This window comes from Aminobacter sp. MDW-2 (assembly GCF_014250155.1).
Lineage (GTDB): Bacteria > Pseudomonadota > Alphaproteobacteria > Rhizobiales > Rhizobiaceae > Aminobacter > Aminobacter ciceronei.
In genome coordinates this window covers 2,214,254-2,227,856 of record NZ_CP060197.1, presented here as the reverse complement: position 1 = coordinate 2,227,856, position 13,603 = coordinate 2,214,254, and the positions used below count along the sequence as shown (strand labels likewise).

The following is a 13,603-nucleotide window of genomic DNA, read 5'->3' as shown; positions in this document are numbered from 1 at the left end:
CGCGCCAGGCAGATTCCCGTTGGAAGCTGGCAGCCTAGTCGTTGGCTTCGGGCGGCAGGAAATTGACCTCGTGCTGGGCCGAGACCTTCACCACTTCGGCCGGGTCGGCGAGGTTGTCGAGCCGGTTGAACAGTTCTTCCAGCATTCCAGCCGGCGAAACCCAGAACAGGGCCTTGGTCGGCTTGTCGGACTTGTTGAAGTAGCCGTGCGGAATGCCCCTGGGCATGCGCACAAGATCGCCCGCCTTGGCCTTGACCCATTCGCCGTCGAGCTTGAGGTCGAGCTCGCCTTCCTGCACCAGGATGAACTCTTCCTGGTTCGGATGGATGTGCACGGGCACGAACTGGCCCGGCTCGCTGTTGGTCTCGAAGGCGAAGGTGGCGTCGCACACCGCCTTCGGGAAATAGACCTGTCCAAGGATGTTCCAGGTCTTGCCGGCATAGCCGGTGCCCTGGCGCGTGATGCCCTTGGCGAGTTCATTGCTCATGTGATGCTCCCTTTGCTTTCGAAGGGCCTACCCGAGGCGACCCTTTCATTTGTTCCACGCAGAGATTGCTGCGGGTATCTCCAAAGCACTAGCCGGAATGCGCGATGACTATCCAGAAAGCGCAAAAATGCTGCCGGCGCGACCTACTGCCGCTCATTTTCATTGGCAGCTGGAGGATCGGTGCTAGTCTGCCCGAATGCTGATGGAAGAGGCGTCCGTCCGAAGGGTACCGCTTTCAGACCATGTCTTGTTTCAGTCGAACGATCTCGACTGCGCCAGGGAGCGGGTCGCCCAGAAGTTTTGCAATCACCGACTGGACATCATCGGTGAGAGGAAAGCTTTTCGCGTCACGCACAATCATGCGCCCGGCGAGATGATCTCGCTGAACTACATCAGCTATGGCGCCGATGTGCTGATCGATCCGGGCGAACTCGGCGACTTCTACCTGATCCAGATGCCGATCTCCGGTTCAGCCACCGTCCGCAACGGCACACGCGAGTTTCTGACCGACCGCAGCGTCGCCTCCGTCCTCAACGCCGACCTGGCGACAAGGATGAAATGGTGGCAGGGCTGCGCCCAGTTGCTCGTCCAGGTGCGAAAGGCGCCGCTGCATGCCTTTGCCATGCGCTTGCTCGACCGCGATATCCAGGGGCCGCTGATCTTCGACCCTCTGATCGATTTCTCCCGGCCCGAGATGCAGGCATGGCGCCGTCTTGCCAATTCGCTGTTCCATGCCGCCGATGCGAAGGAACCGCTGCACGGCCCGGGCCTGCACAACGTTCTGCATGAGCAGCACCTGCTCGAACTGTTCCTGCGCAACCAGCCCAACAACATGAGCCTGTTCTTCAACGAGCACAGGCCGGGTGCAGCCCCCCGCCACCTGAAGCGGGCAGAAGAATTCATCCGCGCCAATGTCGCGGCACCCATCGGTCTGCATGAGATCGCCGAAGCCGCCGGCGTAGCCCCCAGGACCTTGCAACTGGCTTACCGCAACGCCTTCGGCATCTCGCCCATCCGTGCCCTGACCCGCGAACGCATGCGCCGTGCCCGTTTCGACCTCGTGGCGGGCGAAGCCAGCGTCACCGACGTCGCGCTGAGGTGGGGCTTCACCCATTTCGGCCGCTTCGCCGCCGAGTACCGGCGCGAGTTCGGCGAGCTCCCTCGCGAGACGAGAAAAGCCAGCGCTCTGCCGCAGTAGCTTGCAGGCGCTTGGCGCAACGCTTTACCCTCCTTCCCGACAAGCAAAACCGTCAGATGGTGTTCGTCGCCCGAGCCACTCGACAATCACTGGAGCATACCCATGTCCGACCTCCCCCGGATGGCGTCGCCCTTGCAGGCGATCCTGATGTCGGAGCTATCAAGGGGAAACAGTATTCTCTCGGTCGGCGACTGGCCGCCGGGCTGTCGACTGTTCGTCATGCTGGCGCGTCCGTTCAGGAAGAAATACGCCATGTCTGGCGATGTGGAATATGCCTTGGTCAACGACCCGCACTATTGGAAAGCCGAATATCGCTACAGGAACGGCGAGGAATGCCTTGCCTGCGGTTTCTAGGTCTGTTCTCGACCGAAGCTGAGGTACTCAACATGTATACAATTAGCATAGCCTCCTGAGGCGCAAGCCGCCGCGGAAAACCACGCAATGATTGGCTTTACGCTGCAGCCCGTTGCAGCGCAGCAAAATCCCAAATCGTTCAAATGCTTGTGCTGCCAGCTAGGATAGCCCGGGCATCCGTGCGCAAACCCGCCGCCATCAGTCCTGCGACGGGCGGCCACTCGTATTCGTCTATCCCGCAGAATCGCCGGATACCGTGTTGACAACAGCAAATTACATCCAATACGAATACATGATAGTATACAATTTAAGGCTGGGAACTACCGACACCCGGCGAGGCCAGCGGCTTCAGAGGATCGCATGAGAATTAAGCTCATCAATCCCAACACCACCCAGTCGATGACCGATCTCATCGGTGATGCGGCGCGGGCGGTTGCAGCACCGGCAACCGAGATCCTGGCGGTGACCTCCCGCTCCGGCGCCGCCTCGATCGAAGGCCACTACGATGAAGCGATGAGCATCATCGGCCTTGTCGACGAGATCATGGATGGGCCGGCCGCCGACGCCTACATCATTGCCTGTTTTGGCGATCCCGGTCTGCTTGCGGCGCGCGAGATATCAGGCGCGCCGGTGTTCGGCATTGCAGAAGCCGCCATGCACGCGGCAAGCTTCGTCGCCACCGGCTTTTCAGTGGTGACGACGCTCGAACGCACGCGCATCATCGCCGAACAGCTGGTCCGCAACTACGGCATGCAGCATCATTGCCGCCGCGTGCGCGCCACCGACGTTCCGGTGCTGGAGCTGGAAAAGCCGGAATCGAACGCCCGCGCGATCATCCTTGCCGAGTGCGAGAGGGCGCTGTCCGAAGATCGCTCCGAGGCCATCGTGCTCGGTTGCGCCGGCATGGCCGATCTTGCGCATTATCTCGAAGACCGGCTGCAGGTTCCCGTCATCGACGGCGTGGTTGCCGGCGTCAAATTTGCCGAGGCCATTGTCGGCATGGGCCTGAAGACCTCCAAGCGCGGCGATCTCGCCTATCCGCTGCCCAAGACCTATCGCGGCAAGCTCGCCGGCTATGCACCCGAAACGCGCCTCGCAAACGCCGGAACGACGAGAAAGGTCAGTTAGGCCAACGGTTTGAACAGCGTCTTGAAGTCGACGCGCACGGGGTGGTCGGACAGGTCGATCTGAGCCTCGATATGACGGAGATGGTGGTCCATGTACTGCGCAGCTTTCTTGCCGTCCCGCCGCTTCAGGGCGTCCACGATCTCCTTGTGCTCGCTGTACGAGCACGGCACCGCACCCGGCGATTCGTACAGCGCGATGATCAGCGACGTGCGCGACACCAGTTCGTGCACGAAGTCACGCAGCACCTCGTTTCCGGCAAGCGAAGCGAGTTCACGATGAAAATCCCCGGAGAGCTGCAGCCGCCTATGTTTGCTGTCTTGCTCGACTGCCTCCGCCTCGGCGCTCACCATGGCCGTCAGCCGATCGACGTCTTCCCTGGTGATCGTCGAGGCGAGCTTTTCCGCAAGGATGCATTCCACGCCGCGCCTGGCTTCGAACACCTGCCGCGCCTCCTCGATCGAAGGCTTGGCGACGAAGGCGCCCTTGTTGGGGATCAGGTCGACCAGCTTCTCGTGCGACAGCCGCTGCAGCACTTTGCGGATGATGGTGCGGCTGACGCCGAAGGCAGTCGCCAGCGCATCCTCCTGCAAGGGCGTGGCCGGGCGGATCTGGTGGTTGATGATCGCCGCGTAGATTTCGCCGTGAATATGCTCGTCGGTCGGGCCGCCACGCTTTTTGGTCTTGCCGCTCTGGCTCGACGAAACGGCGGTCTTCGAAGCGCGGGGCTCGCGTAGCATGTCACGATCCTGGTGAATTGGCCTGGTGAATTGGGCATAAGGAGGACTTGGTATGTATTCTATCCTCTACAGTTGCTGCTTGGAACATGCCTTTTCCCTTGGCACAACCCTTGAACGCATGGCGGTGCTCCCATGACTGGACTGGCCTTTGATCCGGGAGCGGCGGCGCAAGCTGCCGCCGTCCTCGATGTACACAATCTGCGCATCGAGTTTCCGCTGCGCCAACGCTCGCTCGTCGCCGTCGACGACGTTTCCTTCAGCATCGGCCAGGGCGAAATCCTCGGCGTCGTCGGCGAATCCGGCGCCGGCAAGTCGCTGACCGGAAGCGCCCTGATCGGGCTGCTTCAGCCGCCCGGGCGCATCTCGGGCGGCACCGTCCATCTCTCCGGCCAGCGCATCGACGACCTGCCCCAGGCCGAACAACGCAAGCTGCGCGGCCGCCATATCGGCGCGATTTTCCAGGACCCGCTGACCAGCCTCGACCCGCTGTTCACCGTCGGACGCCAGTTGACAGAAACCATCCGCGCGCATCATCCGGGCAATGCCGAGACCGCACGCGCCAAGGCGCTGCAGCTGCTGCGCGAGGTCGGCATCGCCGATCCGGAAAACCGCTTCAGCCAGTATCCGCACCAGTTCTCGGGCGGCATGCGCCAACGCATCGTCATAGCACTGGCGCTTGCCGGCGAGCCGGAGCTGATCATTGCCGACGAGCCGACGACGGCACTCGACGTTTCGGTCCAGGCCCAGATCATCGGGCTGTTGAAGCGGCTTGCGGCGACCCGTGGCACCGCGATCATGCTTGTCACCCACGACATGGGTGTCATCGCCGAAACCGCCGACCGGGTCGCGGTGATGTATGCCGGCCGCGTCGTCGAGATCGGCCCCGTCGACGAGGTCATCCACCGGCCACGCCACCCCTATACTGCCGGGTTGATGGGCTCGATCCCGTCGCTCAATCGCAAGGCCGACCGGCTTGCCCAGATCGATGGCTCGATGCCGCGCCTGGGCAGCTGGCCGGAAGGCTGCGCCTTCAATCCGCGCTGCCCCAAGGCCGGAGACCGCTGCCGCAGCGAACTGCCCCGGCTCGCCGATGCCGGCGGCACATCCGCCGCCTGTTTCATCCACCAGGGCGGCACGACGCTCTGACGGCAGAACAGCCGCCCCAAGGATGGCGCTGCCGCGGTCTGAACATGGCCTTCGATTTCGATAGCGTCGCCCGTTGCGACGGCGCTGGTTTCGCCACGCCCATGCCCCTGCCGCACAGCTCAAATTTCAGGCATTGTTTGTATACAATTGATGCCATTTTACGCATACAACACTGTAGACGAAGCGTATTCGATGTGAAATCATCCCTCCTGTCGGCTCTCAACAGGCTAGGCTCCAAGTGACAAGTGCTCGAGATCAGAACGGATCGAAATGGGCATTCCCCGGACCTCGGGGGATGAGAGGATCACGGTTTCGTTCCTGTCACGCCGGCCACACAGCCTTGTTGAACCAGTTCTCGAACCCGATGGATGCGGCGGCTTTCGGCATGCTCGACGCCCTGGCCCATCGGCATGCCGACGCCCGAACGAGACAAGACAAGTCCAACAATCAAGAACTGTGTGGGAACAGCCGATGAACCGTTATCTGAAACTCCTTCTCCTCGCCTCCTGCGCCGGCCTCGCCGTCAGCGCGGCTGAAGCCAAGACGCTGCGGTTCGCTGAATCGCAGGAAATCAGTTCGATGGACCCTCACGCGGCGCGTGAGGATTTCACGCTCAGCCTGATCGGCAACGTCTATGAAGGCCTTGTCCGCTGGAACAAGGAGCTCAAGATCGAGCCGGCCCTGGCCGAAAGCTGGGAAACGCTGTCCGACACTCAGTGGCGCTTCCACCTGCGCAAGGGCGTGGAGTTCCACAACGGCAACCCGTTCACCGCCGACGACGTGATCTTCTCCTATGAGCGTGCCGGTTCGCCGGGCTCGCCCTTCGCTGGCCTGCTCGAGCCGATCGCCGGGATCGCCAAGGTCGACGACCACACCATCGACATCACGCTCAAGCGCAAATACGCGCTGCTGCTCAACGATTTCGCCGGCTGGTACATCCTCGACAAGGAATTCCAGGAATCGATCGGCGCCCAGAAGCCGCTCGACCTGTCGACCAACACCGGCGGCGCGATGATCACGCAAGGGATCGGCACCGGACCGTTCAAGGTCGCCAGCCGCGAGCCCGACGTGAAGACCGTCTTCGTCGCCAACGAAAAATGGTGGGACAAGCGCGAGCACAACATCGACGAGATCGTCTACACGCCAATCGCCAACAATGCCACGCGCGTCGCGGCCCTGCTCTCCGGCGAGGTCGACTTCATCCGCAACGCGCCGCCGCAGGACGTCGCGCGCATCGAGGGAACACCCGGTATGCAGATCATGCGCGCGCCACATCTGCGCAATATCTTTTACGGCATGGACCAGCAGTCCAAGACCTTGCCCGGCCTCGATTCCAACCCGCTCGCCGACGTACGCGTCCGCAAGGCGATCTACCAGGCCATCGACATCGACGGCATCAAACGCTCGATCATGCGCGACAACAGCCGCCCGTCGGCGATCATGATGGCGCCGCAGTTGCCCTTCTACGACGCCAGCCTCGACGTCCGCTCCCCCTTTGATATCGAGGCGTCGAAGGCACTGCTCAAGGAAGCGGGTTATGCCGACGGCTTCACCTTGCCGATGGATTGCCCGGCCGGTTCGTTCATCAATGACGAGCAGATCTGCCAGGCAACTGTCGGCATGCTCGCCAAGGTCGGCATCAAGGCGCAGCTGACGATGCACCCGCCTGTGCAGTTCGACACCGAGCTGCCCGCCGGCAAATACTCTTTCTACATGCTCGGCTGGGCCGGCCTGCCGACGCTGGACGCCTATAACATCATCTCGGCGACCTTCCACACACCCACCGGCGACCTCGGCGCCTGGAACCCGAAAGGCTATTCCAACGCCCGCGTCGACGAGCTGATCCCGCAGATCGGCACCGAATACGACACCGAGAAGCGCCAGGAGATGATCTCCGAGGTGATGAAGCTGCACCGCGACGAGGTCGGCAAGATCATGCTGCACCAGCAGTTCCTGACCTGGGGTATGAGCGACAAGGTCCACGCCATCGTACCAGCCGACGAATACACGCGGTTCTGGTACTACACGATGGACTGACGATTGATCGGAGGCTGGGCGCCACGCGCGCCCGGCCTCTTCTCCATTTCAGAGGCTGAGATGATTTCCTTGCTCGCCACGCGACTGACCAGCGTCATCCTCGTGATGCTGGTCGTGTCGGCGCTTTCGTTCTCGATCTTCAATTTCCTCGGCGACCCGGTGAACAACATCCTCGGCGTCAACGCCACGCTTGCCCAGCGCGAGGAACTGCGTGTCGCCCTTGGTCTCGACCAGTCGACTTTCGTCCAGTTCTGGCGCTTCGTCGAACGTGCCGTGGTCGGCGATTTCGGCATCTCCTATCGCAACCGCCAGCCGGTGGTCGACCTGATCCTCGCCCGCCTGCCGGCGACGCTGGAGCTCGTCATGTGCGCGACCGTCATTGCCCTTGCCATGGGTATCCCGATGGGCGTCTATACGGCGCTCAAGCCGCGTGGCCTGTTGAGCCGCAGCCTGCAGTTTGGGTCGCTGCTCGGCATCTCCATGCCGCAGTTCCTGATCGGCATGCTTCTGATCCTGGTGTTCTCCGTCGAACTGCGCTGGCTCTCGGCCTTCGGCCGCGGCGAGGTCGTGACGCTGGGTTGGTGGACGACTGGCCTGCTCACCACATCAGGCATCAAGGCTCTGATCATGCCGACCATCACGCTCGCCGTGTTCCAGGTGTCGATGATCATGCGGCTTGTGCGCGGCGAAATGCTTGAGGTGGTACGCACGGATTTCGTCAAGTTCGCCCGCGCCCGCGGCCTGTCTGACCGCGCCGTCTATCTGACGCATGCGCTGCGCAACAGCCTGTTGCCGGTCATCACCATCACCGGCCTGCAGATCGGCTCGCTGATCGCCTTCGCCATCGTCGTCGAGGCGGTCTTCCAGTGGCCCGGCATGGGCATGCTGATCCTGCAGGCCATCGAATTCGCCGACTTCCCCGTCATGGCCGCCTATCTCGCCTTCGTCGGTTTCAGTTTCGTCACGATCAACCTGGTCGTCGACCTTATCTATCTCGCCGTTGATCCAAGGTTGCGCGCAAAATGAGCCAGCTCGTCCTCCGACTAAAAGCCTTTGGCAACAGCGAACTGGCCTGGCGTTTCAGGAACTCGCCGCCGGTCATCTTCGCCGCTGTCGCGCTGATCGGGCTGGTGTTCTGTGCCGCCGCCGCAAGCCTGATTGCGCCTCACAATCCGTTCGATCCGGCCACCCTCAACATCATGGACGCCCGCCTGCCGCCGGCATGGATCGACGGCGGCAGTTCGACCTACCTGCTAGGCACCGACGAGCAGGGCCGCGACATCCTCTCCACCATATTCTACGGTATGCGCGTGTCGATCCTGGTCGGCATCGCCGCCGTCGCCTTCTCGATGACCATCGGCGTCGCACTCGGCCTGATCGCCGGCTATCTCGGCGGCTGGGTCGACACGGTCATCATGCGGCTCGGCGACATCCAACTCAGCTTCCCGACCATCATGATCGCCTTTTTCATCGACGGCGTCGCCAAGATCGTCATGCCGATCGGCATGCGCGAGGAGATGCGTTTCTACGTCGTCATCCTGGCGATCGGCGTCGCCGACTGGGTGCAGTTCGCCCGCACCGTGCGCGCCGCCACCATGATCGAGCGCCGCAAGGACTATGTCGCCGCAGCCCGCATCAGCGAGGTCGGCAACGTCCGTATCCTGCTTGCCCACATCCTGCCCAACACCATCGGCCCGGTGCTGGTGCTGGCAACGCTCGGCCTCGGCGTCGCCATCCTCACCGAAGCGATCCTGTCCTTCCTCGGCCTCGGCATGCCGCCGTCGCAGCCCTCGCTCGGAACCCTGATCCGCGCCGGCAACGACCTGCTGCTGTCGGGCGAATGGTGGATCTCGCTGTTCCCCGGCGCCGCACTCGTGCTTCTGGTGCTGGCCGTCAACATCGTCGGTGACTGGCTTCGAGACGTCCTCAATCCTCGCCTTCGCTAAGACCACGGAACAGCAATCATGACCAACCTTCTGCTCACCAATGTCCGCCCCGATGCCGGGAGCGCGGGCAACATCCTGATCGAGAACGGCCGCATCGCGGCGATTGGCAGCAATGTGACGGGCCCTGACGGCATCACGGTCGTTGACGGCAAGGGCGCGATCGCCATTGCCCCCTTCGTCGAGGCGCATGTCCATCTCGACAAGATCCTGTGGGGCCTGCCCTGGCACAGCATCAATGTGCCGGATTCACTCCGCGCCATGATCGACAACGAGGTCGAGATCCGCCGCAGCTTGCCCTGGTCTGTCGCCGAGCGCGCCGGCAATCTGATGCGCCAGTGCGTCGCCAACGGCTCGACCCACATTCGCAGCCATGTCGACATCTCGCCCGAATACAAGCTCGACAATCTGCATGGCGTGCTCGCCGCATGGGAAAAGACCAAGCACGCCGTCGACCTCGAGATCGTCGCCTTCCCGCAACTCGGCATGCTGATCGAGCCGGGTACGGCAGAGCTTATGGAAGCAGCCCTTGACGAAGGCGCCTCTGTAATCGGCGGCATCGACCCGGCCAGCGTCGACGGCGACGCGAAGGGCCATCTCGACACCATTTTCGGCATCGCCCACCGCAAGCAGGCCAAGATCGACATCCACCTGCATGAGCGCGGCGAGCTCGGCCTCTATGAACTCGGCCTGATCGCAGAGCGCGCCAAGGCGCTTGGCATGCAGGACAAGGTCATCGTCAGCCATGCCTTCTGTCTCGGCACCGCATCGCGCGACGAGCTCGCCCGCATGATGGACCTGCTCGCCGAGGCCGGCATCGGCATCATCTCGGCGGTGCCCGGCGACATCCCCTTCCCGCCGATGTTCGAGCTTGCCGACTATGGCGTGCGTTGTGCTGTGGCGTCGGATTCGTTGCGCGACACCTGGAACCCGCATGGCAATGGCGACATGCTGGAGCGCTGCTGGCTGTTGTCCTGGCGCAGCAACTGCCGCACCGACGCCGAGCTGACGGCTGCCCTCGACATGGGTACGAAGCGCGGCGCCGACCTGCTCGATCTCGCCGGCCATGGGCTGGATGTCGGCTGCGACGGCAGCCTCGTGCTGATCGAGGGTGAAAACCAGGCCCAGATCGTCGTCGACCGGCCCAAGCGCGCGCTGGTGGTCAAGCGCGGCCGTATCGTCGCCCGCGACGGCAGTTGGATCGATGGTGGCGGCGCATGAACGCAATCGTCACCGAACAGCCCTTGCTCAAGGTCGCCAATCTCGGCCGCACCTTCGATGTTTCAGCACCCTTCCTGCAACGCCTGGCAACCGGCGCCCCGCGTCGCAGCGTCAAGGCCGTCGACGGCGTCAGCTTCGCCATTCGCCCCGGCACCACCTTCTCGCTGGTTGGCGAATCCGGCTGCGGCAAGTCCACCGTCGCACGCCTCGTCGCCGGACTGGAAAGGCCGACCGTAGGCGCCGTCGAGATCCGCAAGGACAGCGGCGAGCGTGTGCGCTTGCAGATGGTGTTCCAGGATCCGGTCGGCAGCCTCAATCCACGCTGGCGCATCGGCCAGAGCATTGCCGAGCCCATGGCGCGAAAGCTTGGCCGCATTGAGCGCCGCAAGCGCATCGGCGAGCTGCTGGTCACCGTAGGCCTGGCACCCAGCGACGCCGACAAATATCCGCACGAATTCTCCGGCGGCCAGCGCCAGCGCATCTCGATCGCCCGCGCGCTTGCCGCCGAGGCCGAGCTGCTTTTGCTCGACGAACCGACATCCGCCCTCGACGTGTCTGTGCAGGCACAGGTGCTCAACCTGCTCAAGGATCTGCAGCAGAAACTAGGGCTGACCTATCTGTTCATCAGCCACAATCTGTCGGTCGTGCGTTTCCTCACCGACCGCATCGGTGTGATGTATCTCGGCCGCCTCGTCGAGGAAGGACCGGGCGAAATCATCCTCGAAAACCCGCAACACCCCTACACCAGGCTGCTGCTCGAAACCGTGCCCGACCTCGAAGCGCCGAAGCGCGACCGCGCGCCCTTGGGCGGCGACATTCCGAGCCCGCTCAACCCGCCCAGCGGCTGTACCTTCCACCCGCGCTGCCCGCTGGCGATGGACGTCTGCAAGAAGGAACGGCCGGAACTAAGGCACTCGGCAGCCGGCGCCAACGTCGCCTGCCACGCCATTCAAGACTGAGCAGCAACGCACAACGCAAGGCCAGTTCCCGCACATTAGATCCGAAAGGTTGCCAACCTTCGGCATGCGCCGGCCGTTCATTCGGGCGCGGTCGGCAAAGAAGGGCTCGACCTTTCGGTTGACGAGCCTCTCATCACACGCCAGAAAGTGTTCACCAAAGCCGCGCTTCGCCTTCTGGTTGCTCGCCACGGCTCTGCTGGACGGCCGCATGCCGGGCACCTGTCTTGGGCCTATGGAGCTTCGCACCCCATGAAAATTCCCCGGAAGCTCGGTCATATCTGGATAGGCCCGAAGCAGCAGCCGTCGCAGTGGATGCAGAGCTGGATCGAGCGACACCCGGACTGGGAATACACGCTCTACGACAATGACTTCCTCCGTAACGGCACGTTCAGGACTCGCGCCCAGATCGACGAGTACATGAAGCGCGGCACTTATGCCGGTGCCGCAGACCTGCTGCGCTTCGAAATCCTGTACGCCCAGGGCGGCTACATGGCCGGAGCGGACAGCATTTGCGTCCACCCGGTCGATGAATTGTTCGATGACGGTGGAAGCCTCTACACTGTCTACGAAAATGAATTCCTGCGCGGCCAGTTGGTTGCCCCGATCGTTGCGGCTGCGCCAGGCCATCCATTCCTGGACCTGATCCTCTCCATACTGGAAAAGACCCCCCCGGCCGAACTGGACCAACCCTGGAGGACGACGGGTAATCTGTTCATTGCCGAGCTGATCGAAACGCACCGTCCGGATATCGTCATCTGGCCCTCTCATATCCTCATTCCCGAGCATTTCATCGGGCGAAAATACTCCGGGACCGGCAAGATCTATGCACACCAGATGTTCGGAGAAACGACTGGCGCCTATCGATTCAGCTCGATCTTTTCCAACATGCTCGAATACCGGCGGCGTATCTATGCTTCGATTGCGCGTAAGCGATTGAGAGCGGTCAAGAAGAAGAAGGCGGCATAATGAGCGCGCAGCGTGCCGTGGAACTACGTGGCGCGGATCGAGCGCCCGCTGGAGAGGGGCATTGATGTATCAGGCGTTCAGGAATGCCACCCGGTCCGTCCGCCGAAAGCATGGGCCACGGGCCATCATCGCTCGCCTCGGTAATGGCCTCCGGTTGAAGCTGGCGCAACTGAGACGTGGCCGCTCCAAGGCGCTGCACATCGGCATAACGGGCAGTTCGGCGAAATCGACGACCACCGCCCTGCTTGCGCACATTCTGGAGGGCCAGGGCAGCGTATACGCCCAAGTCTACGAGAACACGATCCCGCAGCTGGCAAGAACGTTGTGCCACGCGCCATCGCAGGCGGACTATGTCGTCGCCGAGGTTGGTGCCACCGTCAAAGGCTCGATCACGCCGATGGCTCACCTCCTCCGCCCTGACGTCGCCATCATCACCAAGGTCGGCCTGGAGCATTATTCGGCCTTTCGCGGCAAGGACGCCGTGGCTCAGGAAAAGGGAGAGCTTGTCGCGGCCTTGTCACCATCGGGGCTGGCTGTCCTCAATGCGGACGATCCGCATGTCATGGCAATGGCAAAGCGTACTCAGGCCCGGATCGTCACCTTCGGCCGGTCGAAAGGCGCCGACTACAGACTGGACGCTGCCGAGGCTGCTTTCCCACGACGCCTCAAAGTGACGGTGTCCTGCCGGAAAGGAAGCTTCGAACTGCAGACGGCTTTTGTAGGAGAGGAGTTCTGGATCGCGACCCTGGGCGCTTTCGCCGCCGCTGTCGAACTCGGCGTGCCACCAGCCTTGGCGGCATCTCGCATTGCCGGCTTTGCAGCCCCATGGAACCGCTGCGGCATCCTCGCCACCGCCGGAGGCCCCGCCTTCATCGTCGATACGGTGAAGGCGCCCAACGACAGCATTCCGGCCGCCATCGCCATTCTCCGCAATGCCCAGCCAGCCAACAAGCGCGCAGTGATCGGCTTTATCTCCGACTATACCGGTGGCCCGAGGAAGGGCACCGCACTTGCATACGACCTCGCCTACCAATGTTCGGACCAGTTCATCTTCGTCGGCGAAAACGGCCATCGCGCCCGCCCTACCGCAGAGGATAGGAACAGCGGCAAGTTCATCGACTTCCTCTTGCCAAAGGAGGCATCTGACTATGTCAAGGCAACCTCGCGGCCGAACGAACTGATCCTTCTGAAGGGGTCACAGACCCAGCATCTTGAACGGATCGCGCTCAGTTGGACACACGATGTCCAGTGCTGGGAAACCAATTGCGGCAAGTACATCGACTGTCTGCAATGCGGAATGGTCGAGGTTCCCTACCACGATCATCGCAAAGCCCGGAAAGCTCGTTCGCGGGCCATGCGGAACAAAGGCAGCCAATCCACGGACTGAGGGCATGCCCCCTCGAGCAGGAGTGACGGGCGAGGCCTGG

Annotated in this window: 13 protein-coding genes; 11 read left to right on the top strand and 2 right to left on the bottom strand. The window is 62.6% G+C overall.

What is annotated here, in order from left to right; translation table 11 throughout:
* Positions 1-34: 34 nt before the first annotated feature.
* Positions 35-487, bottom strand: a complete 453-nt coding sequence (locus tag H5P29_RS10860) for a cupin domain-containing protein (RefSeq protein ID WP_067958320.1) — start codon at positions 485-487, stop codon at positions 35-37.
* Between the two features lie 247 nt (positions 488-734).
* Between H5P29_RS10860 and H5P29_RS10855 the strand changes: the two genes are divergently transcribed.
* The 3 genes from H5P29_RS10855 (at position 735) to H5P29_RS10845 (ending at position 3,167) form a co-directional block, all read left to right on the top strand.
* Positions 735-1,685 (top strand): AraC family transcriptional regulator, encoded by a 951-nt coding sequence (locus tag H5P29_RS10855; RefSeq protein WP_246670890.1) that lies wholly within the window; start codon positions 735-737, stop codon positions 1,683-1,685.
* Positions 1,686-1,787: 102 nt separating this feature from the next.
* On the top strand, positions 1,788-2,039 hold the full coding sequence (locus tag H5P29_RS10850; protein ID WP_154386966.1) for a hypothetical protein: 252 nt from the start codon (positions 1,788-1,790) through the stop codon (positions 2,037-2,039).
* A gap of 360 nt (positions 2,040-2,399) precedes the next feature.
* A complete protein-coding gene (locus H5P29_RS10845) occupies positions 2,400-3,167 on the top strand; it encodes an aspartate/glutamate racemase family protein (RefSeq protein WP_067958311.1) in 768 nt (255 codons plus the stop codon).
* Here the strand turns inward: H5P29_RS10845 and H5P29_RS10840 are convergent.
* Positions 3,164-3,904 carry a GntR family transcriptional regulator gene (locus tag H5P29_RS10840; protein ID WP_067958309.1) on the bottom strand — a complete coding sequence of 247 codons (741 nt, stop codon included), beginning with the start codon at positions 3,902-3,904 and terminating at the stop codon, positions 3,164-3,166. The genes H5P29_RS10845 and H5P29_RS10840 overlap by 4 nt on opposite strands.
* A gap of 132 nt (positions 3,905-4,036) precedes the next feature.
* Here H5P29_RS10840 and H5P29_RS10835 point away from each other — a divergent pair, with 132 nt between their 5' ends.
* The 8 genes from H5P29_RS10835 (at position 4,037) to H5P29_RS10800 (ending at position 13,563) form a co-directional block, all read left to right on the top strand.
* Positions 4,037-5,050, top strand: coding sequence for an ABC transporter ATP-binding protein (locus H5P29_RS10835; protein WP_154386965.1), 1,014 nt, complete (start codon positions 4,037-4,039; stop codon positions 5,048-5,050).
* Between the two features lie 471 nt (positions 5,051-5,521).
* Positions 5,522-7,087: an ABC transporter substrate-binding protein gene (locus tag H5P29_RS10830; protein WP_067958304.1), complete on the top strand. Its 1,566-nt coding sequence runs from the start codon at positions 5,522-5,524 to the stop codon at positions 7,085-7,087.
* A gap of 60 nt (positions 7,088-7,147) precedes the next feature.
* Positions 7,148-8,113: an ABC transporter permease gene (locus H5P29_RS10825; protein WP_067958301.1), complete on the top strand. Its 966-nt coding sequence runs from the start codon at positions 7,148-7,150 to the stop codon at positions 8,111-8,113.
* A complete protein-coding gene (locus tag H5P29_RS10820) occupies positions 8,110-9,033 on the top strand; it encodes an ABC transporter permease (RefSeq protein WP_067958299.1) in 924 nt (307 codons plus the stop codon). Before H5P29_RS10825 ends, H5P29_RS10820 begins: the two co-directional genes overlap by 4 nt.
* An 18-nt stretch (positions 9,034-9,051) precedes the next feature.
* A complete protein-coding gene (locus tag H5P29_RS10815) occupies positions 9,052-10,251 on the top strand; it encodes an amidohydrolase family protein (RefSeq protein WP_154386964.1) in 1,200 nt (399 codons plus the stop codon).
* The gene (locus tag H5P29_RS10810; protein WP_154386963.1) at positions 10,248-11,210 is read left to right on the top strand and encodes an ABC transporter ATP-binding protein; all 963 of its coding nucleotides are present in this window, start codon (positions 10,248-10,250) and stop codon (positions 11,208-11,210) included. The genes H5P29_RS10815 and H5P29_RS10810 overlap by 4 nt, the downstream gene beginning before the upstream one ends.
* 147 nt (positions 11,211-11,357) lie before the next feature.
* Entirely contained in the window at positions 11,358-12,176 is an 819-nt protein-coding gene (locus H5P29_RS10805) for a glycosyltransferase family 32 protein (RefSeq protein ID WP_246787038.1), read from the top strand.
* Positions 12,177-12,240: 64 nt separating this feature from the next.
* On the top strand, positions 12,241-13,563 hold the full coding sequence (locus H5P29_RS10800; RefSeq protein WP_154386962.1) for a Mur ligase family protein: 1,323 nt from the start codon (positions 12,241-12,243) through the stop codon (positions 13,561-13,563).
* Positions 13,564-13,603 lie beyond the last annotated feature (40 nt).

Coding starts and splice junctions, on each gene's coding strand:
- H5P29_RS10860 (WP_067958320.1), bottom strand. CDS start 487: ATGAGCAATGAACTCGCCAAGGGCATCACGCGCCAGGGCACCGGCTAT.
- H5P29_RS10850 (WP_154386966.1), top strand. CDS start 1,788: ATGTCCGACCTCCCCCGGATGGCGTCGCCCTTGCAGGCGATCCTGATG.
- H5P29_RS10845 (WP_067958311.1), top strand. CDS start 2,400: ATGAGAATTAAGCTCATCAATCCCAACACCACCCAGTCGATGACCGAT.
- H5P29_RS10840 (WP_067958309.1), bottom strand. CDS start 3,904: ATGCTACGCGAGCCCCGCGCTTCGAAGACCGCCGTTTCGTCGAGCCAG.
- H5P29_RS10835 (WP_154386965.1), top strand. CDS start 4,037: ATGACTGGACTGGCCTTTGATCCGGGAGCGGCGGCGCAAGCTGCCGCC.
- H5P29_RS10830 (WP_067958304.1), top strand. CDS start 5,522: ATGAACCGTTATCTGAAACTCCTTCTCCTCGCCTCCTGCGCCGGCCTC.
- H5P29_RS10825 (WP_067958301.1), top strand. CDS start 7,148: ATGATTTCCTTGCTCGCCACGCGACTGACCAGCGTCATCCTCGTGATG.
- H5P29_RS10820 (WP_067958299.1), top strand. CDS start 8,110: ATGAGCCAGCTCGTCCTCCGACTAAAAGCCTTTGGCAACAGCGAACTG.
- H5P29_RS10815 (WP_154386964.1), top strand. CDS start 9,052: ATGACCAACCTTCTGCTCACCAATGTCCGCCCCGATGCCGGGAGCGCG.
- H5P29_RS10810 (WP_154386963.1), top strand. CDS start 10,248: ATGAACGCAATCGTCACCGAACAGCCCTTGCTCAAGGTCGCCAATCTC.
- H5P29_RS10800 (WP_154386962.1), top strand. CDS start 12,241: ATGTATCAGGCGTTCAGGAATGCCACCCGGTCCGTCCGCCGAAAGCAT.